At 29.8% G+C, this 22,639-nt stretch carries 31 protein-coding genes; 7 read left to right on the top strand and 24 right to left on the bottom strand.

The window, feature by feature from the left end; translation table 11 throughout:
- Window positions 1-91: 91 nt before the first annotated feature.
- Window positions 92-619: an inorganic diphosphatase gene (locus BLV71_RS07455; RefSeq protein ID WP_093869936.1), complete on the top strand. Its 528-nt coding sequence runs from the start codon at window positions 92-94 to the stop codon at window positions 617-619.
- A gap of 115 nt (window positions 620-734) precedes the next feature.
- Window positions 735-3,185, top strand: coding sequence for a sodium-translocating pyrophosphatase (locus tag BLV71_RS07450; RefSeq protein WP_255405132.1), 2,451 nt, complete (start codon window positions 735-737; stop codon window positions 3,183-3,185).
- A 41-nt stretch (window positions 3,186-3,226) separates the two neighbouring features.
- On the opposite strand, the gene BLV71_RS07445 is transcribed toward BLV71_RS07450, so the two are convergent.
- Genes BLV71_RS07445 through BLV71_RS07430 form a run of 4 tightly spaced genes read right to left on the bottom strand, consistent with a single transcriptional unit; the run spans window position 3,227 to window position 6,748 of the window.
- Window positions 3,227-4,072 (bottom strand): 5-oxoprolinase subunit C family protein, encoded by an 846-nt coding sequence (locus BLV71_RS07445; RefSeq protein WP_093869935.1) that lies wholly within the window; start codon window positions 4,070-4,072, stop codon window positions 3,227-3,229.
- Entirely contained in the window at window positions 4,065-4,796 is a 732-nt protein-coding gene (gene pxpB, locus BLV71_RS07440; protein WP_093869934.1) for a 5-oxoprolinase subunit PxpB, read from the bottom strand. The genes BLV71_RS07445 and pxpB overlap by 8 nt, the downstream gene beginning before the upstream one ends.
- Window positions 4,789-5,520: a 5-oxoprolinase subunit PxpA gene (gene pxpA, locus BLV71_RS07435; RefSeq protein WP_093871985.1), complete on the bottom strand. Its 732-nt coding sequence runs from the start codon at window positions 5,518-5,520 to the stop codon at window positions 4,789-4,791. Before pxpA ends, pxpB begins: the two co-directional genes overlap by 8 nt.
- 1 nt (window position 5,521) lies before the next feature.
- Entirely contained in the window at window positions 5,522-6,748 is a 1,227-nt protein-coding gene (locus tag BLV71_RS07430) for an Nramp family divalent metal transporter (RefSeq protein ID WP_093869933.1), read from the bottom strand.
- A gap of 119 nt (window positions 6,749-6,867) precedes the next feature.
- Between BLV71_RS07430 and BLV71_RS07425 the strand changes: the two genes are divergently transcribed.
- The 5 genes from BLV71_RS07425 to BLV71_RS07405 are packed head-to-tail and all read left to right on the top strand — an operon-like array spanning window position 6,868 to window position 12,576.
- Entirely contained in the window at window positions 6,868-8,178 is a 1,311-nt protein-coding gene (locus tag BLV71_RS07425; protein WP_093869932.1) for an anthranilate synthase component I family protein, read from the top strand.
- A 24-nt stretch (window positions 8,179-8,202) separates the two neighbouring features.
- Window positions 8,203-8,436 carry a CIA30 family protein gene (locus BLV71_RS07420; protein WP_093869931.1) on the top strand — a complete coding sequence of 78 codons (234 nt, stop codon included), beginning with the start codon at window positions 8,203-8,205 and terminating at the stop codon, window positions 8,434-8,436.
- A gap of 3 nt (window positions 8,437-8,439) precedes the next feature.
- Window positions 8,440-9,261 carry an alpha/beta hydrolase gene (locus BLV71_RS07415; protein ID WP_093869930.1) on the top strand — a complete coding sequence of 274 codons (822 nt, stop codon included), beginning with the start codon at window positions 8,440-8,442 and terminating at the stop codon, window positions 9,259-9,261.
- 13 nt (window positions 9,262-9,274) lie between these two features.
- A complete protein-coding gene (tilS, locus tag BLV71_RS07410) occupies window positions 9,275-10,600 on the top strand; it encodes a tRNA lysidine(34) synthetase TilS (RefSeq protein ID WP_093869929.1) in 1,326 nt (441 codons plus the stop codon).
- Between the two features lie 11 nt (window positions 10,601-10,611).
- Complete coding sequence (locus BLV71_RS07405; protein WP_093869928.1) at window positions 10,612-12,576, top strand: protein-disulfide reductase DsbD family protein; 1,965 nt, start codon at window positions 10,612-10,614, stop codon at window positions 12,574-12,576.
- 79 nt (window positions 12,577-12,655) lie between these two features.
- Here the strand turns inward: BLV71_RS07405 and BLV71_RS18555 are convergent, their stop codons facing one another.
- The 20 genes from BLV71_RS18555 to BLV71_RS07325 all read right to left on the bottom strand — a co-directional run bounded on the left by BLV71_RS18555 (window position 12,656) and on the right by BLV71_RS07325 (window position 22,575).
- The gene (locus BLV71_RS18555) at window positions 12,656-12,808 is read right to left on the bottom strand and encodes a hypothetical protein (RefSeq protein WP_158530868.1); all 153 of its coding nucleotides are present in this window, start codon (window positions 12,806-12,808) and stop codon (window positions 12,656-12,658) included.
- A 119-nt stretch (window positions 12,809-12,927) separates the two neighbouring features.
- Entirely contained in the window at window positions 12,928-13,140 is a 213-nt protein-coding gene (locus BLV71_RS07400) for a hypothetical protein (RefSeq protein ID WP_093869927.1), read from the bottom strand.
- A 68-nt stretch (window positions 13,141-13,208) separates the two neighbouring features.
- Window positions 13,209-13,418 carry a hypothetical protein gene (locus BLV71_RS07395; protein ID WP_093869926.1) on the bottom strand — a complete coding sequence of 70 codons (210 nt, stop codon included), beginning with the start codon at window positions 13,416-13,418 and terminating at the stop codon, window positions 13,209-13,211.
- Window positions 13,419-13,623: 205 nt separating this feature from the next.
- Window positions 13,624-13,815 (bottom strand): hypothetical protein, encoded by a 192-nt coding sequence (locus BLV71_RS07390; RefSeq protein ID WP_093869925.1) that lies wholly within the window; start codon window positions 13,813-13,815, stop codon window positions 13,624-13,626.
- A gap of 500 nt (window positions 13,816-14,315) precedes the next feature.
- On the bottom strand, window positions 14,316-14,459 hold the full coding sequence (locus BLV71_RS18550; protein ID WP_176974369.1) for a hypothetical protein: 144 nt from the start codon (window positions 14,457-14,459) through the stop codon (window positions 14,316-14,318).
- Between the two features lie 242 nt (window positions 14,460-14,701).
- Complete coding sequence (locus BLV71_RS07385) at window positions 14,702-14,884, bottom strand: hypothetical protein (RefSeq protein ID WP_093869924.1); 183 nt, start codon at window positions 14,882-14,884, stop codon at window positions 14,702-14,704.
- 350 nt (window positions 14,885-15,234) lie between these two features.
- Window positions 15,235-16,524, bottom strand: a complete 1,290-nt coding sequence (locus tag BLV71_RS07380) for an HlyD family secretion protein (protein WP_093869923.1) — start codon at window positions 16,522-16,524, stop codon at window positions 15,235-15,237.
- Window positions 16,525-16,600: 76 nt separating this feature from the next.
- Window positions 16,601-16,777 (bottom strand): hypothetical protein, encoded by a 177-nt coding sequence (locus BLV71_RS18545; RefSeq protein ID WP_176974368.1) that lies wholly within the window; start codon window positions 16,775-16,777, stop codon window positions 16,601-16,603.
- Window positions 16,778-16,794: 17 nt separating this feature from the next.
- Window positions 16,795-17,001, bottom strand: coding sequence for a hypothetical protein (locus BLV71_RS07375; protein WP_093869922.1), 207 nt, complete (start codon window positions 16,999-17,001; stop codon window positions 16,795-16,797).
- 102 nt (window positions 17,002-17,103) lie between these two features.
- Window positions 17,104-17,271 (bottom strand): hypothetical protein, encoded by a 168-nt coding sequence (locus BLV71_RS18540; protein WP_176974367.1) that lies wholly within the window; start codon window positions 17,269-17,271, stop codon window positions 17,104-17,106.
- A gap of 70 nt (window positions 17,272-17,341) precedes the next feature.
- Window positions 17,342-17,557 (bottom strand): hypothetical protein, encoded by a 216-nt coding sequence (locus tag BLV71_RS07370; RefSeq protein ID WP_093869921.1) that lies wholly within the window; start codon window positions 17,555-17,557, stop codon window positions 17,342-17,344.
- An 18-nt stretch (window positions 17,558-17,575) separates the two neighbouring features.
- The gene (locus BLV71_RS07365) at window positions 17,576-17,761 is read right to left on the bottom strand and encodes a hypothetical protein (RefSeq protein ID WP_093869920.1); all 186 of its coding nucleotides are present in this window, start codon (window positions 17,759-17,761) and stop codon (window positions 17,576-17,578) included.
- Window positions 17,762-17,782: 21 nt separating this feature from the next.
- Window positions 17,783-18,010, bottom strand: a complete 228-nt coding sequence (locus BLV71_RS07360; protein WP_093869919.1) for a hypothetical protein — start codon at window positions 18,008-18,010, stop codon at window positions 17,783-17,785.
- A 6-nt stretch (window positions 18,011-18,016) separates the two neighbouring features.
- Entirely contained in the window at window positions 18,017-18,223 is a 207-nt protein-coding gene (locus BLV71_RS07355) for a hypothetical protein (RefSeq protein ID WP_143032768.1), read from the bottom strand.
- A 131-nt stretch (window positions 18,224-18,354) separates the two neighbouring features.
- Complete coding sequence (locus BLV71_RS07350; protein ID WP_093869917.1) at window positions 18,355-18,561, bottom strand: hypothetical protein; 207 nt, start codon at window positions 18,559-18,561, stop codon at window positions 18,355-18,357.
- Window positions 18,562-18,627: 66 nt separating this feature from the next.
- The gene (locus BLV71_RS07345) at window positions 18,628-18,828 is read right to left on the bottom strand and encodes a hypothetical protein (protein ID WP_093869916.1); all 201 of its coding nucleotides are present in this window, start codon (window positions 18,826-18,828) and stop codon (window positions 18,628-18,630) included.
- Window positions 18,829-19,145: 317 nt separating this feature from the next.
- The gene (locus BLV71_RS07340) at window positions 19,146-19,355 is read right to left on the bottom strand and encodes a hypothetical protein (protein WP_093869915.1); all 210 of its coding nucleotides are present in this window, start codon (window positions 19,353-19,355) and stop codon (window positions 19,146-19,148) included.
- An 11-nt stretch (window positions 19,356-19,366) separates the two neighbouring features.
- Window positions 19,367-19,612, bottom strand: coding sequence for a hypothetical protein (locus tag BLV71_RS07335; protein ID WP_093869914.1), 246 nt, complete (start codon window positions 19,610-19,612; stop codon window positions 19,367-19,369).
- 385 nt (window positions 19,613-19,997) lie between these two features.
- The gene (locus BLV71_RS07330) at window positions 19,998-20,225 is read right to left on the bottom strand and encodes a hypothetical protein (protein WP_093869913.1); all 228 of its coding nucleotides are present in this window, start codon (window positions 20,223-20,225) and stop codon (window positions 19,998-20,000) included.
- A gap of 163 nt (window positions 20,226-20,388) precedes the next feature.
- Complete coding sequence (locus BLV71_RS07325; RefSeq protein ID WP_093869074.1) at window positions 20,389-22,575, bottom strand: peptidase domain-containing ABC transporter; 2,187 nt, start codon at window positions 22,573-22,575, stop codon at window positions 20,389-20,391.
- Between the last annotated feature and the right edge of the window lie 64 nt (window positions 22,576-22,639).

Here is a 22,639-nt window from a genome sequence, read left to right as displayed (position 1 = left end):
ACCATAAAATAACCTTGTTTTTAACTATAAAATCAGCAATAAATTATTACTTTTGCACTCCGATTTTAGAAACGAAGATAAGTTAAGTAATATGACTGCAAAAGAAAGAAAGACAGTAGATGTTTTAATAGAAATACCAAAAGGAAGTAGAAATAAATACGAATACGATTTTGATTTAGGTAAAATACGTTTTGATAGAATGTTATTTTCATCAATGATGTATCCTGGTGATTACGGATTTATACCTGAAACATTAGCATTAGATGGAGATCCATTAGATGTATTAGTATTAGGTGCAGAACCTACTTTCCCAATGTGTGTTATGGAAGTAAAACCTATTGGTGTTTTCCATATGGCAGATGAAAAAGGTCCAGATGAAAAAATTGTTTGTGTACCTGTATCTGATCCAATTTGGAATAGATATAATGATTTATCAGACTTAAACCCACACCGTCAACAAGAAATTACACATTTTTTCCAAGTATATAAAGATTTAGAAAAAAAGAAAGTTGATATTGGTGATTGGGGTGACGCAAATGAAGCTTATGAAATTTTAGATAAGTGTATTGAACGTTACGCAAACAGTGAACATAAAGCAAACGGAAACTTTACTATCTAGTAATTTTTTTCTTCAAAAATACATTAAGCCTTTCAGTTAGTTCTGAAAGGCTTTTTTATTAGTCGCTGATTTTGTTATATTTACGAACATTAATTAACTAATCAAACAATAATATATGGAATCAATGATGATTTGGATGCCAATAATAATGGCATCTTTAGGTTTAATTTATATGGTCTTTAAAAAGGCTTGGGTGATGAAACAGGATGCAGGTGATGGAAAAATGAAAGAAATTTCAGATCATATTTACGAAGGAGCTTTAGCCTTTTTAAACGCAGAATATAGACTTTTAGCAATATTCGTAATAATTGTTAGTGTATTACTAGCAATTGTTTCCTTCATTGTACCTACAACCCACTGGTTAATCGTTGTCGCTTTTATATTTGGAGCCGTTTTTTCTGCCTATGCAGGAAATATAGGAATGAAAATAGCTACTAAAACTAACGTTAGAACAACTCAAGCAGCACGAACTAGTTTACCAAATGCTCTAAAAATATCATTTGATGGAGGTACCGTAATGGGATTAGGTGTTGCAGGCTTGGCTGTTTTAGGTTTAACTGCATTTTTCATCTTCTTCTTTCACTTTTTTATGGGGGGCTCATGGACAAATACAATGGACATGACAATAGTTTTAGAAACCTTAGCAGGCTTTTCTTTAGGTGCTGAATCTATAGCTTTATTTGCTCGTGTTGGTGGAGGTATATATACAAAAGCAGCTGATGTTGGTGCTGACTTAGTTGGTAAGGTAGAAGCTGGTATTCCTGAAGATGACCCTCGTAACCCTGCTACAATTGCTGATAATGTTGGTGATAATGTTGGTGATGTTGCTGGAATGGGTGCTGACTTATTTGGGTCATATGTTGCTACAGTTTTAGCAGCAATGGTTTTAGGTAACTATGTAATTAAAGACATGGGAGGTTCTATTTCAGATGCTTTTGGCGGAATAGGTCCAATTTTATTACCTATGGCAATTGCTGGGGCTGGAATCATTATTTCTATTATTGGAACAATGCTTGTTAAAATAAAAAGCAATGATGCTAAAGAGTCTCAAGTAATGGGAGCTTTAAACAAAGGAAACTGGACATCTATTGCTTTAGTTGCTATTTCTTGCTATGGACTTGTAACATGGATGTTACCAGAAACAATGAACATGGAGTTTTTTGGAGAAGGATTGCAAGAAATTTCTTCTATGAGAGTTTTCTACGCTACCCTTGTTGGTTTAATAGTTGGAGCAGTTATTTCTTCTGTTACCGAATATTATACAGGATTAGGGAAATCGCCTATTTTAAAGATAGTACAACAATCTAGCACTGGTGCAGGAACAAATATTATAGCTGGTTTAGCTACAGGAATGATATCTACATTTCCTTCTGTATTATTATTTGCAGGTGCTATTTGGGCATCTTATGCTTTCGCAGGTTTTTATGGAGTTGCATTAGCTGCTTCTGCTATGATGGCTACAACTGCTATGCAATTAGCTATTGACGCTTTTGGGCCTATTGCTGATAATGCTGGTGGTATTGCTGAAATGAGTGAGCAAGAACCAATCGTTAGAGAACGTACAGATATTTTAGATTCAGTTGGTAATACAACTGCTGCAACGGGTAAAGGTTTCGCTATTGCTTCTGCTGCATTAACTTCATTAGCTTTATTTGCTGCTTATGTTACTTTTACAGGCATTGATGGTATTAATATTTTTAAAGCTCCAGTATTAGCTATGTTGTTTGTTGGAGGTATGGTACCTGTTGTTTTTTCCGCTTTAGCTATGAACGCTGTTGGTAAAGCTGCAATGGAAATGGTACAAGAAGTTCGTCGTCAATTTAAAGACATTCCAGGTATAATGGAAGGTACTGGTAAACCTGAATATGACAAATGTGTAGCTATTTCTACCGAAGCTTCTTTAAAAGAAATGATGTTACCAGGATTATTAACTATCGGTTTCCCTTTAATTATCGCTTTCGTTCCTATGATTTTTGGAATGAACAACATGGCGATTGCTGAAATGCTAGGTGGTTATATGGCTGGTGTTACTGTTAGTGGTGTATTATGGGCTATTTTCCAAAACAATGCAGGAGGTGCTTGGGACAATGCAAAAAAATCTTTTGAAGCTGGCGTAGAAATCAACGGAGAAATGACATACAAAGGTTCTGACGCACATAAAGCTGCAGTTACAGGTGATACAGTAGGTGATCCATTTAAAGACACTTCAGGACCATCTATGAATATTTTAATTAAGTTAACATGTTTAATAGGATTAGTAATTGCTCCAATATTAGGAGGACACTCAACCACTGACAGTCATGCTTCAGAAAAGATAAAAAAAGAAGTTAATCTTACTGTTAAAAATGATGATTTAGCTAAAGCAGTTATTACAACAACTTACACAGAAAATGGTGTTGAAAAAACTAAAAAAGAAATAATTGAAGGTTCCTTGGAAGAGGTTGAAAATAAGATTGAAAACATGAAGGGAAAAGGAATTCATGGAGAAAAGCATTTTAAATTAGACAGCTCTAAAGGAGAAACTCAAAAAATGGTAATCCTTCATAAACCAAAAAACAAAAGTTAATTTCATAGTATAAAAAAACCTCGCTCATTGCGAGGTTTTTTTTATACTATTTTAAATTGAAAACGGTCTCCCGTTGTTTTTTGAGCCAATTTACTTATTCCTTCTTCAGTTAATTGCAAAACCCTTGGATATCCACCAGTAATTTGACTATCTTTCATTAAAACAATAAGTGTTCCTGATGGTGTTAACTGAACAGTTCCTGGTAAAACTGCAGATGTTAACATTGAAGGCAAAGTATTATTAATTTTTTCTTCTAATCTGTATCCCATTCTATTATTATCTGACGAAATTGTAAATATCATTCTAAATAAATTCATTTTTTCTTTTTTAGATAATAAACTAAATTCAGGACCTTCATTACATTCTATATTTTTAGACAAAAAAAAGCTTCCATCTATTTTTATCTTTGAAAAACTTTTTTCATTTGTTTTACCCAATTGAATAATTGGCAATTGTACTCCTTTATTAATTTTAAAACTAGATGTTATGCCTTTATACATACTCCTACTTCCAAATAACTTTTCAGAACGAATTCCTCCTTTAACCCCAATATAAGTTCTCACTCCATAACCTCTTTTTCCAAAAGACAAAACACTTCCCTTCTCAATAAACAAAGCTGTATTCATAGTCACTTCATTCTCATTTATTTTAACTGAAAAATCTGCACCAGTTACACTTACAATAGTATCATTTTCAAACAATAATTTACATCCACCATAAACAACTTCTAACACTGCATCATTAACATTATTATTTAGTAAAAAATTTGAAAGTTTAGCTGAATAAAAATCCATAGCTCCAGAGATTGGCAAGCCAAAACTTCCATATCCAACCCTTCCTAAGTCCTGAATAGTTGTATAAAAACCTGCAGATAAAACTTTAATCATAAATTATTTCTTTTACAGGTATATAGTTCCCATTTTTTATTTCTTTTTCAAGCTTTTTAAACTCTTCTAAGTTGACAGGCTTAAAACGAATTTTATCTCCTGATTTAGCAAAACATGGAGTACTATTATTATGATTAAAAAACAAAACTGGAGTTTTTCCTAATATATTCCATCCTCCTGGACTTTTAGATGGATAAACACCTGTTTGATTTCCTCCTATAGCAACAGCTCCTTCAAAAACCTCTAACCTTGGTGTAGCTTTACGGTTCATATAAAGTATTTTGTTTAATCCTCCTAAATATAAAAAACCAGGTAAAAAACCAATAAAATATACAGTATATAAATTTTGAGTATGAAACTTTATAATTTCATCTATATTTATATTTTTTACTCTAGACATTTCTTCTAAATCAATTCCAAACTGAAGATCATAACAAACTGGTATCTCCCAAATATATTTCGCTGTACTATTCTTTATATCTTCTATTAAACTTAATCTCTTCAACGACTCTACTTCTCTTAAAAAATCATTGATTCTTTCTTTATAAACAAGAGTTAATGAATGATACCCAACAATACAATCATCTAAAACATCATTTTTTGAAAAACTAATTTTAGTTTTAAAATTAATGATGTCATTTAAAATAACAGTACTAATTCTAGCCTCCCACTCTATCAAAATAGCTTTTACCCCAAATGGTTTATATGATAATACTTTAAGCAATAGTAATTCCTTTTTTCTGCATTGATTTATAAATATAACTCACTAATTCTATCGCATTTTCAGTATCTCCATGCACACAAAAAGTATCTGCTTTTATTTTTATCAGTTTTCCATTAGTTGTTTTCAATTCTCCTAATGAGAGCATTCTAAAAACATGGTTAAAAGCTTTACTTTTATCATTTATAACAGCATTAGATAAACTTCTAGAAACTAACGTTGAATCATCATTGTAATTTCTGTCAGCAAATGCTTCATACTTAATTTTAATATTTTCTTTTTCTGCTATCTCAGCTATTTTAGAATTAAAAGGAACATATAAAAAAGTAGCTGGACTTACTTTTAATATTGACTGAATAACTACTTCAGCTATTTCTTTATTTTTAGCTACTAAATTGTATAAAGCTCCATGAAATTTTATGTGATTCAATTCACTTTTTTGAATCTTTACTCTTTCTTTAAGTAAGTTAATTTGCCACTCAACACTTTTTTGAAGCTCTATAGTAGAAATATCCATTATTTTTCTTCCAAAATTTTCTTTATCTGGAAATGAAGGATGCGCTCCTATTTTAACATTATTTTCTTTTGCTAATTGTATAACAGCATCAATTGTTTCAATAGTACCTGCATGAGCTGTACATGCAATATTACAAGATGATATGTAAGGCATTAACAACTCCTCATTACCAACACCTTCACCCACATCACAATTTATATCTATTTTCATATTAAAAAACATTGAGTACTTTTAGTATACTTTTAACCCCTAAAAAAACACTAAACACAAGTATAATAATCCCAAAAATATTTTGAGTTTTTGTATTACTGTATTTACCTAACACAGATTTCTTATTCATTATCCACAATAACACACCTGCTATTACTGGTAGCAACATTCCATTAGCTACTTGTGCAAATTTTATAATTTCAATCGGTTTAATCCCAAATGAAGAGAACAACACTCCCAGAAACAATATAAATATCCAGACCATTCTAAATTTATTAGATTTTAATCCACCACTCCAACCTAAACAACCTTTAGCAACATAAGCCGCAGCTAAAGGAGCTGTTATTGCCGATGTTATTCCTGCAGCAAACATTCCTAATGCTAAAAAATATTTTGCAAACTCTCCATATAAAGGCGCTAAACTTTTTGCTAAATCTGTAACACTCCCAACACTATTAGTTTGGATTGATGCAGCAGAAATGATAATTGCTATTGACACTAATCCTCCCAAAATTATAGAAATTATAGTATCTTTTTTTGCGAAAGTTAACTCATCAGCTATTTTCCATTTTTCTTTAACTAAAGATGCATGTAAAAACAAATTATACGGAACTACAGTAGTACCTATTAAACCTATAATAGTTAGTAAACTTTCTTCAGGAAATTTAGGAACAAACAACCCTTTTAATATTTCTACTAAATTGGGTTTTGTTATTAATGCAGTAATTAAAAAAGAAAAACTCATTAGTAAAACTAGAGTTATCAATGTTTTTTCTAAAAATTTATAGTTGCCAATAAATAACAATGCAAAAGCAATCACACCAATAAAAACACTCATAAAGTTAATTGAAACACCTCCAATTTCTAATATCATTTTCCCAAAAACGGTTTCTAAACCTAAAATTCCTCCACTAATATTACCTGCTTCATAAGAAGCATTTCCTATTACTATTGCTGATAAAATTAAAACTGTTATTATCTGTCTTAAAAAAGGATTGTTAATCTCACTTCTAATAACTTCAGAAAGTCCTTTTTGAGAAATAATACCTAATCTGGCAGCCATTTCTTGTAATATAATTGTGGCTATAATTGACACCAACATAGCCCACAATAAATTCATTCCGAAATTAACTCCAGCTAACGTACATAGTGTTACAGTTCCTGGACCTATAAAAGCAGCCGCAACTAAAGTTCCTGGACCTATGTTTTTAAGCCAATTTTTAATCATAAAATACTTTTTAACAGCTATAAATGTAGCGATAAAGTATTAATTATAGTTTTAAAGATAATCCACAAGAAAAACCCTTATTACATTTAAGTTTCTATTCGGTTTCTTATTTTTGCATAATGTTAAGAGTAATTCGTAAATTTTCAATAGAAAACCCAATAGTATTTAAAAAACAACTATTTCTTTGGGCTAAACAATTTGAAACTGCAATTTGGTTAGATTCTAATAACCATGATCAAACATATAGCTCTTTTGATAGTGCTCTTGCTGTTGATGAGTTTACAGCTATCAAAACTGACTATCATGAAGCTTTTAATAAATTAAAAGAATACCAATCGTATACTAATGATTATATATTTGGATATATTTCTTATGATGTTAAAAACAATGTAGAAAAACTACATTCTAAAAATTTCGATGGCCTTCATTTTCCTGATTTGTATTTTTTTCAACCTCAAAAAATAATTTTTATAAAAGGTAATACAGTTGAATTTCATTATTTACAAATGATTGATGATGAATTAGAAGAGGATTATGAAGAAATTTTTGAAACAAACATTAATTTACCCAATAAAGACACATCACAAGAAAATAATATTAAAATAAAACTTAGAATTCATAAAGACGAATACCATAAAAAAGTTTCTCAAGTATTAAAACATATTCATCGAGGTGATATTTATGAGGCTAATTTTTGTCAAGAATTTTATGCAGAAAACACCAATATTGATCCTCATCATATATATACTCATTTAAACGAAATTTCTGAACCTCCTTTTGCTACTTTCTTTAAACATGAGAATCTTTATTTATTATCAGCAACCCCTGAAAGGTATATTAAAAAAGAAGGTAATAAAATTATTTCTCAACCGATAAAAGGCACGGCCAAACGTTTAATTAACAAAATAGATGACGATAAAATTGCTTTTGATTTAGCTCGTGATGAAAAGGAACGCTCTGAGAATATCATGATTGTTGATTTAGTTAGAAACGACTTATCAAAAACAGCTAAAAAAGGAAGTGTTATCGTTGAAGAATTATGTAAAGTATACTCGTTTAAGCAAGTACATCAAATGATTTCAACAATCGTTTCTGAAATAAATTCAACAACACATCCTGTGGATGTTATCAAAGATACTTTTCCAATGGGAAGTATGACCGGAGCACCAAAAGTATCTGCTATGAAAATCATTGAAGAATTAGAAGAAACTAAACGAGGGTTATATTCAGGAACTGTTGGGTATTTTACTCCTGAAGGTGATTTTGATTTCAATGTTGTAATTCGTAGTATTCTATATAACGCTGATGAAAAATACGTTTCTTATTCAGTAGGAGGAGCTATTACTGCTAAATCAATTCCTGAAAAAGAGTATGAAGAATGCTTATTAAAAGCAAAAGCAATGAAATACGTTTTACTTAACTCAAAGTAGTTTTACTTATATTTACTAAAAAATATGATCATAGAGCAAGAGAAGAAATTTAATCATGTACTTTCTAAAATTGAAGGAACAGCTAATGAACAAAGTTTTTTTAATATGTTTTTAGAAACATATCCTGAAGATTGGAAACAACTAAAAATTACATTCTCAAAATTTAAACGAAGTAAACAATTTGGTAGAACAATTCCACTACCAAGACCAGAACAATCTTTAAGAAAAGAGATTAGACAATGGTTGCAAAAACAATAATTTATGACACATCAAGAGTTTAATTTCAATTATCATAAAACTAATTTTTTTGGTCAATTTTGGAAACCCAAAAAAACAAAAGCTATAGTAGTAATTATTCATGGGATGGGAGAACACTCTGGACGCTACACTCACGTTGCTAAAAAACTAACTGATAATGATTTTGGAGTAATAACTTTTGATCATTTTGGACATGGTAAAACAACTGGCAAAAGAGGTCATAATCCTAATTACAATGCTGTTTTAGAAAGCGTTTCAAAATTAATTGATAAAGCCAAAGACATTTTTGGAAACAAAAAAGTTTTTTTATACGGTCATTCCATGGGAGGTAATGCTGTGATTAATTACACGTTACGTAAAAAACATAATTTACAAGGTGTGATTGCTACTAGCCCCTTTTTAAAATTAGCTTTTCAACCACCAAAATGGAAAATTTCTCTTGGGAAAATCATGCAAAAAATAGCTCCATCGATAACTTTAGGTAATGAATTAGATCCTAATGATATTTCTAGAGATGCAAATGAAGTTAAGAAATATATTAACGACCCTCTGGTACATGACAAAATTAGCCCAAACTTTTCTTTAACTTTTATAGATTCTGGAGAATGGGCCATTAATAATGCTTCTTTACTAAAAACACCAATGCTTTTATTACATGGGATTGAAGACAAAATAATTGATTACAAAGGCACTAGAGCTTTTGCTGAAAATTCAAACACAGCTACCTTGAAACTTTATGAAAATGGTTATCATGAATTACACAATGATTTATGTAAAGAAGAAATGCTACAAAACATTGTTGATTGGCTAAACCAACAAGTTTAATTTATTAGTATCAATGGTCAATAAATTTAAACAACATCTTACTTCAAGTTTTCCTTTTTTAGAAGGTAAAAAAATACTTATAGCAATTTCTGGTGGAGTTGATAGTGTTGTTCTAACTCATTTACTTTATAAGTTAAACTATAATATCACTTTAGCTCATTGTAATTTTCAACTAAGAGAAAATGAAAGTGATTTAGATGAACAATTCATAATAAAGCTCGGAGACAAATTTAATATAGACACTTTTACTATAAAATTCTCAACACGAGAGTATCAAAATAAAAACAAATTATCAACACAATTAGCGGCTAGAGAGTTACGCTACAATTGGTTTTTTAAATTATTAGAAGAACAAAAAATTGATTATGTAGCAACTGCACATCATTCCAATGATAACTTAGAAACTTTCCTTATTAATCTAACTCGTGGAACTGGTTTAGAAGGATTAACAGGAATCCCTCCTATAAATGGTAAAATCATACGTCCTTTATTAAAATTTTCAAGGGAAGAAATTTTAAATTACGCAACGTTAAACAACATTGAATGGAGAGAAGACATTAGCAATACAGAAACAAAATATATAAGGAATAAAATACGACATAACGTAATTCCTGTTTTAAAAGAAATTAATCCTAATCTTATAAATTCTTTTAATAATACTAGTACTTTTCTTCAAGAAGGTCAACAAATTATTGATGATACTATAAAACAAAAATCCTTAGAGATAATTTCATATGATGGTGAAATAATAAAATTCAACATCAAAAAAATAAAAGAATTCACCAATCCAAAAGCCTATTTATATCATTTATTTAAAAAATACGGTTTTACAGAATGGAATGATGTTTTTAATTTAATTTACACTCAAACAGGAAAAGTACTAACAACAAAATCACATACATTGTTGAAAGACAGAGATTTTTTATTACTTTTACCCTCTGATAAATTTATAAATACTGAAAATCAACTAGTTACAATAAATAGTAATGATTCAAAAGTCAGTTATCCAATAAATTTATTATTTAAAAACGTTCAAAAAACAACATCTTTAGACAAAAATACTATTTATGTTGATAAAAATTCACTAAATTACCCCCTCACTCTGCGTAAGTGGAATGATGGTGATTTTTTTTACCCTAAAGGAATGCTTGGTAAAAAAAAAGTTAGTAAGTATTTTAAGGATGAAAAATTATCACTAATTGAAAAACAAAATATATGGATACTTTGTTCTGATAAAAATGAAATAATATGGATTTTAGGGAAACGACAAGACAGGCGTTTTCTACCATCAGACAAAACTATCAATATGTTGCAAATAAGTATATATAAACCCCTGTAAACAATTATAGAATGAAAAAACTCTTTACTCTTATTTTATTTTTTATAGGTTTCGTTACTTTCTCCCAAACTGATGATAACCCAATATTGGTTAACCCAACAGTTGAAAAAGTTTCAGATACTGAATATGATTTAATCTTCAACATAACAATTGCTGAAGATTGGCACCTGTACTCCCAATACAATCCGGAAGACGCTTCTTTACCAATGACAATAACACCCGCTGAAGGTGAGTCAGGGTACACAATAAGTGGAAAAGCTAAAGAAAGTGAAACCGAAACTGAATTTAGTGAAATTTGGGGAAAAGATGAAGTTTTCTTTGTAGATGAAGCTACTATAGTACAGCGTATAACTATTACAGACACATCTTTAACTCAAATAACACTTAACTTAGATGCGCAGGTTTGTAAAGAATACTGTTTGCCATTTGATGAAGATTTTACGTTTTCTTTAACTGGAGAAGCTGTAGAACAAACTGTAGCTGAAGTTAGTGACAAAAGTAAATCTTTATCAGAGTCATTAAAATTAGATTTAAAAAACACTGTTTTACTTAAAAGTTCAACTGATAAAGCTGGTGACGATAAAGACAGTAGTTTACTTAATATATTCTTATTAGGATTTGTTGGTGGATTACTAGCATTTTTAACTCCTTGTGTTTTCCCTATGGTTCCTTTAACTGTATCTTTCTTTACAAAGAAAACAGAACAAAAAGGAAAAGGATTAGGAAGTGCTTTACTATATGGATTCTTTATTATTCTTATATATGCTTTATTAAGTGTTCCTTTCCATTACTTAGACACATTAGATCCAGAAATATTAAATAATATATCTACGAATGTATGGTTAAACGTATTTTTCTTTGCTGTATTAATATTCTTTGCTGGATCATTTTTTGGTTTCTACGAAATAACTTTACCAAGTTCTTGGAGTAATAAAGCTGATAGTGCTTCTAGTATAGGAGGTATTATAGGAATTTTCTTTATGGCTTTAACTCTTGCTATAGTTTCTTTCTCTTGTACTGGTCCTATTTTAGGGTCATTATTAGCAGGTTCTTTAACTTCTAGTGGAGGAGCAATGCAATTAACAGCTGGTATGACTGGATTTGGTGTAGCATTAGCCTTACCTTTTGCTTTATTTGCTATGTTCCCAGGTTGGTTAAACTCACTACCAAAATCAGGAGGATGGTTAAATACTGTAAAAGTTATTTTAGGTTTCTTAGAACTTGCCTTTGCATTTAAATTCTTATCAAATGCTGATTTAGTTGGACACTGGGATTTATTAAAGCGTGAAGTTTTCATTGGTATTTGGACACTTTTAGCTCTATTAATGGCTTTATATCTATTTGGATTTATAGGCAAGAAATACGGCAAAATTTCTCTTTTCAGAGTTCTTTTAGGTATTTGTTCTTTGGGTCTTGCTGTATACTTAGCTCCTGGTGTTATGGAAAAACCAGCTTGGAGTCAAAGTAAGTTACTAAGTGGTTTTGCACCTCCTCAGTTTCACAGTATATATCAACAAGATAATAAATGTCCTTTAAACCTAAATTGTTTTAAAGATTTTAATGAAGGTGTTGCTTATGCTAAATCTGTAAACAAACCTATTTTATTAGATTTTACAGGTTGGGCTTGTGTGAACTGTCGAAAAATGGAAGAAAACATTTGGAGTCAACCAGACGTTTACTCGGTATTAAGTAATGATTATGTATTAATTTCATTATATGTAGATGATAATGAAAGAATGTTACCTGAAGATGAACAATTTGACTACATTAAACCTAATGGTAAAGTAAAAAGAATTAGAACTTATGGTGATAAATGGGCTACATTGCAGATTGCAAATTTCAAAACTGCATCTCAACCATTCTATGTATCATTAAGCCCTGATTTAGAAATATTAAATACTCCTGAACAGTATACTGACAAGGACACTTATCTTAAGTGGTTAAAGTCTGGTTTAGACCGTTACAAGGGTAATTAACTATATATTTTATAATAAAAATAAAGCCTCTTTTTAAAAAAGAGGCTTTTTTAATGGATAATTTTAAAAAACTAACTATTTAAAAAGGTCCAAACACGCATTCTAACTCAGCACAATGCCTACCATAATCTATACATACGCTATGTGGTTTACATTGTTTTCTACCTCCATTAATTTGAACTTGTTTTTCTTTTGTTAACGGTTTTCCCAAATTTAAAATTTGTTTTTTCATAATTGTAAAATTAAATAGTTTGTTAATCCTTGAACACTTTAAGACACTCAAGGCATGTGTCTATATATTACGAGAGAAATGAATTTAGAGCAATTACTCTTTTTATTAAAAGCTAAAACTTAGCAAAAATCAGGATACACATCACAAATACTTTCTAAAGGAGGTTCTTCCTCTTTACGAATACAACCACCGTCGCATGGTGCATTAATTATATTTCCATGAGCATCACATTTACATTGAGGATAATGAAATGTTCCATTATTACCACCTTTTATTTCTTTTTGATTAGCTTTGGTTAAGACTATCCCTACACTTAAAATTTGTTTATTCATTTTATTAAAAAAGATATTATTTTTTTATCTATTTAAATTGATTGACATTTATCTTTTTGAGTACTATGTTACTCAAAGCACCCATTATCTAAATTATTACAAGAACTTGCTCCTGGATAACTACCTATTTGATTACAAGGAATACAATAAGGGTCATTATCTGCAAAACAAAGGTTAATTCTAGCATAATAACCACAATTACTGATACCTCCATTAATCTCTTTTTGTTCTTTAGTACTTAAGTTTCTACCAAAACCAAAAACTTTATTTTTCATCATCTTTAATTTTTTATTTAATAGTTTAATAATTCTCGTTTTTTAAGACGTTCAAGATGCACACCATCTCCTTATTAGGAATAAATAATTTACTGCACATGAAATAAATCAATTGACTTATATAAAGTATTTTATCCTAGGTTTAATATCCTTAACAAATATTAAACCTAGGATGGATTATACTTAAAAATAATAATTGATATGCCCTCTATTGTGGAACAATTTCACCCAAACAAGCATGTGTTTCATATGATCCTAAACAACATCCATTTGGTAAAGAAAATCCTCCACACCCAAAACATTTTGCTGGAGTATACACAACGCATCCTGTTCCTCCATTTATTTGTTTTTGTTCAGACCTATCTAAGGTTTTTCCTAACTTTAAAATCTGTTTTTTCATAATTAAAAAATTTAGTAATTAATAATTTCTTGAACATTTAAAGACACTCAAGACTTGTGTCTATTCTTCGCGAATGAATATTATGTACCCTTATAATTAAAAGAGCTTATTCTATTAATAATAATCGAGATTAAAATATTTACGTCAAATTTTTGTAGTAGTAGTAGTAGTAGTAAAATAACTTACTATTTTATTTAATTAGAATTTACAATCATTAAATAAAAATCCATCATTTCATAACTCTGAAGAGTTTTTTTTCAATAAGTTTTGCCGAATAAATAGTTGTTGCTATAGTAGCTTTAAGCTAAAAACCCATACAATCAATTTATATAAAACATAGTAGTACCGCTTTTAATTTATTTAAAAGCTATGCTTTTATTATCAATAATGTCAATGTTTAAATATTATAATCAAACAACAAGACATTCTTTATTTAGTTAAGAGCCATTAATTTACAACAAACAACTAGAAAATCCAATCTAGTTGTTTGTTTTTTTTATTTACCTACAGTTTCTATCCCATTTATAACAATGGCGTTCAACTGGATTCCAATCAATACAACATTCAGGAGCTCTACCTCCATTAACTTCTCTTTGCTCTATTCGATTTAATGTTTTTCCTAGATTTAAAATTTGTTTTTTCATGGTTAAAAAATTTAATAATTTAATATCCCTTGATCATTTTAAGACACTCAAGGTTTATGTCTATCCTTTGCGAGAGAATATTTTAATAAATTACAATTAATAATAAAGTATTACTCAAGTGAATCTTCAAGTTGAGTAAATAACTTATGATTCTTCATTTAATATTAATAAGTTTTGAGTTACTTGTGTCATGAATTTATAAAAAAGAGTATATCTCTTTTTATAATTGACTAAACTCTGTACTATCCACAAATACCCCACTGACGGCCATTACATTTACCTGAACAGCATTTTGGACCTGGCCCTGTCCTATGACAAAGACCTCCAGATCCTATACAACCACCGACAGCTGCTTTTGACCCGTTGATTTCTTTTTGCTCTACTTTATTTAATGTTTTTCCTAGATTTAAAATTTGTTTTTTCATGGTTAAAAAATTTAATAATTTAATATCCCTTGATCATTTTAAGACACTCAAGGTTTATGTCCATCCTTTGCGAGAGAATATTTTATTTAAAAGATTAGCATCGTCCCATGTATGTAACTTCACCAGGACCGCAATAAGCCCATAATATATGATTACTACAAGTCAGGATTGGAGGGTTACCAGTTGAACATGAAACTGAACCTCCCTTAATACTTATTTGTTCACCCTTCTTTAATACTTTACCCAAGTTTAAAATTTGTTTTTTCATGATTAAAAAATTTAGAATTTAGTAATCCTTGATCATTTTAAGACACCCAAGATTTTGTCTATTCTTCGCGAGAGAATTTCTTTTATTTAATAATATTTTTAAGTTGATAGAAAAATCGTTCTATCAAACGTAAATCTTCAGTTATTATGTTAGCTGTACCTTTCATCTCTTGCCTAAACTCTATGTTTTTATCATAAGTAGTTTTTAAATCTTGAGGCAACATTACATCTATTAAATAATTTCCTTCCGCATCTGCTATTGGAGATATTGACTTCACCTTTCCATTTAATTCTCCAAATTCATCTGAAGGATAATTCAGTAATTGTATTTGTACTTTTTGGCCTTTTTTTATTTTCCCTGAATTTGCTGCAGGTGCTTTTATCTTACCAATAAAAGAATCACTTTTTTCGGGAATTATTGTAAATATTAAATCGCCTGTTTTTACAGTTTGATTTTCACTCCAGAATGTTAAAAATGAAACTTTTCCATTTATTGAGCTAGTTAAAGCGTATTGCTTAAGCCAATCTTTTATTGCTTTTTGTAAATATAAAAACGACTGAATAGCCTTTTTCTTTAAACGAGTGTCGTTTTGTGTTTTTTTAATAGTAGTTCCTACTAAGTTTTTCTTTGAATTATTAATAAACTCTCTTAATTGAGAAATTGAACTTTCTGAATTTTCATAAGACCTTTTCGATTGTAATATTTCTATTTCTTTTTGCTCTTTTTCTTTAGCTGAAATAACACCTTCATTAAACATTTTTATACTTCGTTCTAAATCTTTTTGTTTTATTTCTAGTTCTTTCCTACTAAACTCTCTTTGGGAACGTAAAATTTGTAATCGTTGTTTAGCTTCAATAACAGTCATCCTGTTAGCAAAAGATTCTGATTTGTATGGTGTTAATTCTTTATTTAAAACATATTCAGAATATTGATTTTCAAATTGAGAATAACTGGTTGTAATATCACCTAATAATAAAGGAGGTAACTTATCAATGGGGAAAGAAAAAATTTCTTTTTCTTTATTTATTGTATCTGTAATACTTTTTAATAATAAAACATCTTTATAAGAAGCACTATTTTCTATGACAGCTAATACTTCATTTTTAGTTACTTTTTTTCCTTCATGTGTTAAAAAAACTTCAAACTGGCCAGCAGATTTTGCATAGATTTTCTCTGGAGGAAAAGAAGTAGTTACCATTACCTCTGTTGCTATTACGTCAGGATATTTTACAAACCAAGAAATGAACAATAACATGATAATTAATAAAAAAAATAAAGTGTTTCCCCAACGAATCATCCAATTAGGTACATAACTTAATATTTCTTGTACTTCTTCACTTCGTATTTCTATGTCTTGATTATTTTCTGGCATTTTAAAATTTATTCTTTAAAAAGGGAGCTCTTCAACTCCCTTTATTTGCAATTTATCTATTATTTAAATGATAGATCTAGTCTTCAACTGAGGCTTTAACCTTATCACAAGCAAGTTGCATATCACAAAAATCAAAATGATATCCAGGTAAACATTGGCGGCAAGCAATTTGAGCCACTGTATCTCCTCCTTTAATAGACTTTTGTTCTTCTTTATTTAAGGATACTCCAAAAGTTAAAATTTGTTTTTTCATTACTTTATTTTTTAAAACTAATTTCTAATTCCATCATCAAATACTGGACAGAAAGGAGTTGCTCCATCTGGACATAATTCATTGCAAAGAACTTTAGCAATTAACTGTGGAGGATTTACCCCAACAGCATAACAAAATCCAACTGGATAATCAAATCCACCATTAATTAACTTTTGATCTTTCTTGTTTAAAAATTTACCTAAATTTAAAATTTGCTTTTTCATTATTTAAATACTTTATAATTAATAAACCTTGATTTTTAATGCTCTCAAGGGATGAGCTTATTTATACTTTTAAAGAATATAAATATTCAATAATTAAATTGATCATTCAGGACAAGCTTCCTGAAAAGGACCAATTACACATCTATTATTTATGCAACAATAGTGCTTTTGACACGAGCCAAAAGTACATTTCCCTGAACCTCCTCCATTAATCGTTCTTTGCTTTTCTTTATTTAAAGGCGTTCCTATGTTTGAAATTGATTTCTTCATTTTAAATGATATTCTATATTAAAAATTATTTACTGACATTAACACTTCACACCTAAATAGTATGTAAAAGTTAACATCCAGGAGTATTTGGAAAAAACAAACAAATATCATCAGAAAAACCATCACAATCAATACTACGTGAACTCCAGTCACAAGGTTGAATATTAGGTATTCCAGGAGAAGAACATTCACATGGTCGAAGACTTAATACGCCTCCACTTCCATTAATATATTTTTGCTCAGCTTTATTTAAAGTCTTTCCTAAATTTAAAATTGTTTTTTTCATCTTATTAAGTCTTATAAATTAATTACAATACCTTCTATAATCACTACCTAACATACATAAACCTAGATAAGGAGCATTATCACAACATCCCATATCACGTGGACAATCAGAATGATGAAAACATCCTATACCAACTCCTCCTTTAATTATCTTTTGCTGATCTTTACTTAAAGCATCACCAAAACTTAAAATTGTTTTTTTCATTTATACAGTTGTTAGTTAAATTTAAAGTCCGCAAGGATTCTCTCCAAAAATTCCTGGTACACAAACACCTGGACCACCAGGAGTTGCTCCAAAACAAACATAACCATAGCTATGATTATGTTGATGATTACAACAATCACTGTCATTATAACATTGATTTACTCCTTTAATAGGCTTACCTCCTCCTAATATCTCTTTCTGTTTAGTTTTACCTAAAACTTTTCCTAATTTTAATACTTGTTTTTTCATAATAGCTTAAAATGTATCAGCAGTTTCACAACTTATATGAACAAAAACTCTTACTTTACAGTAATTAGAAAGTTGATGATATTGCTCACAAGTACCACATCCCATTCCTGGAATTCCATAACAAGAAGGCCCATTACAACTAGTACCTCCGTTAATTTCTTTTTGTTTAGCTTTATTCAAAGCTTCTCCTAAATTTAATATTGATTTTTTCATTTTTAAAAGATTTAATAAGTTCATTAAACCCTTGATCATTTTAAGACATTCAAGGTATGTGTCTATTCTTCGCGAAATTTTTTATTACTATAGCTATCAGTAAAAACTATTAACCTAACCTAAAAATTGTATTAGATTAAGATATCTAAGCTCTTACAAACTAATTTGTATGTACAAGGCCCAGTGCTAACCCATTTACATCCAACTGGTGGTGGAGCTAATACAGGAAACTCACATGGGAAAGGAATTTGAGGATCAATTTGCTTTGTTCCTCCAAATACTTTTTTTTGATCTACTTTATTTAAAGCTCTACCTAAGCTTAAGATTGATTTTTTCATTTTTAAATTATTTAGTTTTGATTAAATTATCAATTGTTTTAAAACATTAGATTTTACATAAATTCTTTACAGAGAAAAATCTGGTCTAGGCAACTCTGCATCACAGATTACTCCAGGAGCTCCTATTCTTTTACATCCTCCGCCAGAACAGCAAAATCCTGAGCCATTACAATGGTTGTACTGATCGCATTGAGCAATTCCTCCATTAATAGCTTTTTGTTGTCTTTTATTTAAAGTCGTTCCTAAATTTAAAATTTGTTTTTTCATTTTTAATCGTTTATTATTTTTCTATTTAAAAATTAAAGAATTACTATTTTGTTTAGTAATGACTGTTTCATTTTTAAATAGAAAATATTAGATCTAATTTTAATCTATCTATTATAGTTGACAATACTGAGCGATACATTCATCCATACAGATACCATACACTAATCGATCACCTCCACTGTTGGATATACAATAGCTTTGACATTCAAAACAATCAACTCCACCGTTAATCGCTTTTTGTTCTATTTTATTTAAAGTCTTTCCTAAATTTAAAATTTGTTTTTTCATAATAATCTGTAAATATTTTTAGTTACTAATTAGCATAAAGCAGGAAATACATCACAAATATCAGGAACTTCAATATCTATAATACCACAACCAGTTCCAATACCATCACATGGTTGATTTATAATTGTTCCTACTGTGTTACATTTACAAATAGGTAATACTGGATTGTTACCTCCTAATATTTCTTTTTGTTCAACTTTGCTTAAGCTTTTACCTAAATTTAATAGTGTTTTTTTCATCTTTTTTGAATTTACCCTATACAACATGTATCATTATCATCAACACAAAATCTATCTGGAACACAACCTCCGCCTCCATTACCTCCTCCAGGATTACCACCACCTGTACTATCTTTTACACAAAAATAGCCTTCACAGTGGCTTCCTGTTGGACAACCTCCACTAGCATCACAAAAACCAATAGCTCCGTTACCATTAATTTCTTTTTGCTCTTTTTTACTTAAGGTTTTACCTAAAATTAAAATTGATTTTTTCATTTTTAAAAGATTTAATTGGTTTATTATGCCCTTGATCATTTTAAGACATTCAAGGTATATGTCTATTCTTCGAGATTTTCTACAACAGCTAATCTTCGAGGTAAACCTCAGAAAGTATTTAGGTTAAAACACCTCAACTATCACAAACAAACTAGTAAGTACAAGGCACATTACTAACCCATCTACAACCAATTGGCGGTGGGGCTAATACAAGAAATTCACAAGAAAAAGGAATTTCAGACCCACTATTTTTATTCCACCAAATACTTTTTTGTTCAGCCTTACCTACAGCTTTCCCTAAGTTTTAATTTGTTTTCTAATGATTAAATATTTTAATTATTAATATTTAATCATTAGGAACACATTTAATTTGCTTATTTTATTACTAGACAATAACACCTGAGCCACCTCCATTATCTCCACCTCCATTACCGCCTCCACTATTTCCTCCTCCTGTATTACAGTTACAGTATAGTGGCTTCCAATACATTTGTTGTATGTCAGGATCAGCACACCATTCAAAACATGGTCCATTAAACACTTGTCCTCCACTAATAGTTTTTTGTTCAACTTTATTTAAAGTCTTTCCTAAATTTAAAATTGATTTTTTCATTTTAAAAAGATTTAATTGATTTATTAAACCCTTGATCATTTTAAGACATTCAAGGTATATGTCTATTCCTCGCGAGAGAATATTTTTGTCATGACCAATGGAGTGATCTAATTTTAAAGAGATAACTTCGTTATTTCATTCCTCGTTATGACGTTTTTATATTTTATTTACCTAAATCTAGTTGATTTTTAACTAGGTGATGGTAGCTTCCTTTTAATGCTATTAATTCCTGATGTGTTCCTTTTTCTATAATTTTTCCTTTTTCTAGCACTACTATTTGATGCGCATTTTTAACAGTACTTAATCTATGTGCAATAACTACTGCGGTTTTATTAGAGAAAAACTCATTCAGTTTCCCCATAATTACTTTCTCATTATTTGCATCTAATGCACTAGTCGCTTCATCAAAAAACAAAAACTTTGGATTTTTATATACTGATCGTGCAATTAGTAATCGTTGTTTTTGCCCTGTACTAAGCCCGTTTCCTTCACTACCTATTTTTGTGTTGTATCCTAAAGGTAAACCCTCTATATAATCAGCTATATTGGCTACGTTTATAGCATGTGCTAATTTCTCCTTATCTACATAATCCTCTCCAACAGCGATGTTTTTTGCGATGGAATCATTAAAAATATACCCCTCCTGCATTACTACTCCACAGTTTCTTCTCCATTCTTTTTGAGAAATATTTTTTAAATTAAAGTTTCCTATACTTATATCTCCAGTATCTACTTGGTAAAAACCAAGTAATAATTTCATTAAGGTTGTTTTTCCACTTCCACTAACCCCAACTATAGCAGTGGTTTTATTGGCAGGAATTTCTAAGGATAAATCTTTTAATACAGGTTCCAAACCTCCTGTATATCTAAAAGATATATTGTTAAGTTTTATAGGTTCTTTTTCTGGGATATGAGTTACTTTTTCATCTTCAGGCTTTTCCTCATCTTCCATATTATGAATTTCTCCTAATCTATCGATAGATATTTGTGCATCTTGCACATCTCTCATAAAATTGATTAATTGAACAATAGGACCATTTAATTGCCCAACGATATAACTAATAGCCATCATCATACCTAAAGTAATTTGGCCATCAATTACTAATTTGGCAGACAAAATGGTAATGAACATATTTTTTAATTCATTGATAAAGTTTGACCCTACACTTTGGGTTTGTTCTAATGCTAAACTTTTGGTAGCTACTTTAAATAAACGAGCTTGAACATACTCCCAGTTCCAACGCATTCGTCTTTCTGCATTATGAAGTTTAATTTCTTGCATTCCATTTATCAGCTCAATAACTTTACTTTGTTCTTGACTAACTTGTGAAAATCGTTTATAATCTAGTTCCTTCCTTTTCTTGAAGAAAAACAAAACCCAACCAAAATACAAAACACTTCCTAAAACAAATACGCCAAATATTTGTAGGCTATAAAACCCTAAAACTAAACTGAAAATAATAAGGTTAAAGAATGAAAATAACACCGTTAATGAAGAGGTAGTTAAAATTCGTTCTATACGTTTGTGGTCATTAATTCGTTGTAATAAATCTCCAGTCATTCTTACATCAAAATAAGAAATAGGAAGTTTCATTAGTTTGATAAAAAAGTCAGAGATTAACGAGATATTAATACGAGTACTTAAATGTAATAAAATCCAACTACGTATTATTTCTAAAGAGGCTTTTCCTACAAATAAAAATAGTTGTGCAAATAATATTAAATACACAAAGTTAAGATCTTGATTTTTTATACCAACATCAACCACACTCTGTGTTAAAAAGGGTAAGATTAATTGTAATAAACTACCAGCTAATAACCCAATAATAAGTTGGATGATGAATTTTTTATATTTGAAAAGATATTTGAATATAAATGAGAACCCAAATTTTTCATCTTCTTCAAATTCTTCTTGATAAAACCTAGGAGTAGGTTCAACTAGTAAAGCTATTCCTTCTTCTGTATTTTCATCAGCATTGTTTCCTATCCAATGTTGAATAAACTCTTCTTTAGTAAAAGTAATAAGTCCATGAGCTGGATCTGAAACGTATACAGTATTTTTCTTTATTTTATAAAGAACCACATAATGGTTTTTATTCCAATGAATAATACAAGGTAATGGAGCTTCTCTAAGTTTGCTAAAAGCAAGTTTAATTCCTAAAGATTTAAACCCCATAGATTCAACTGCCTCACTCAAACCTAATAAACTACTTCCCTCTCGGGTTGTTTCACTTAGTTTTCTTAGTTGTTGTGTGTTGATTGTTTTACCATAATGCTTTGCAATTATTTTTATACACGTTGGGCCACAATCTTTTGCCTCGGTTTGCTTATAATTTGGAAATTTCTTCAAGTGGAATGTTAATAAAAACTGGGATGCATTACACCACCCCAGCCATTGATTTTTTAAAGTGGTT

Origin of the sequence: Tenacibaculum sp. MAR_2010_89 (assembly GCF_900105985.1) — a bacterium.
Taxonomy (GTDB): Bacteria; Bacteroidota; Bacteroidia; order Flavobacteriales; family Flavobacteriaceae; genus Polaribacter; species Polaribacter halocynthiae.
The sequence above is the reverse complement of the archived record's forward strand: the minus strand, read 5'-3'. Positions and strand labels throughout refer to the sequence as shown.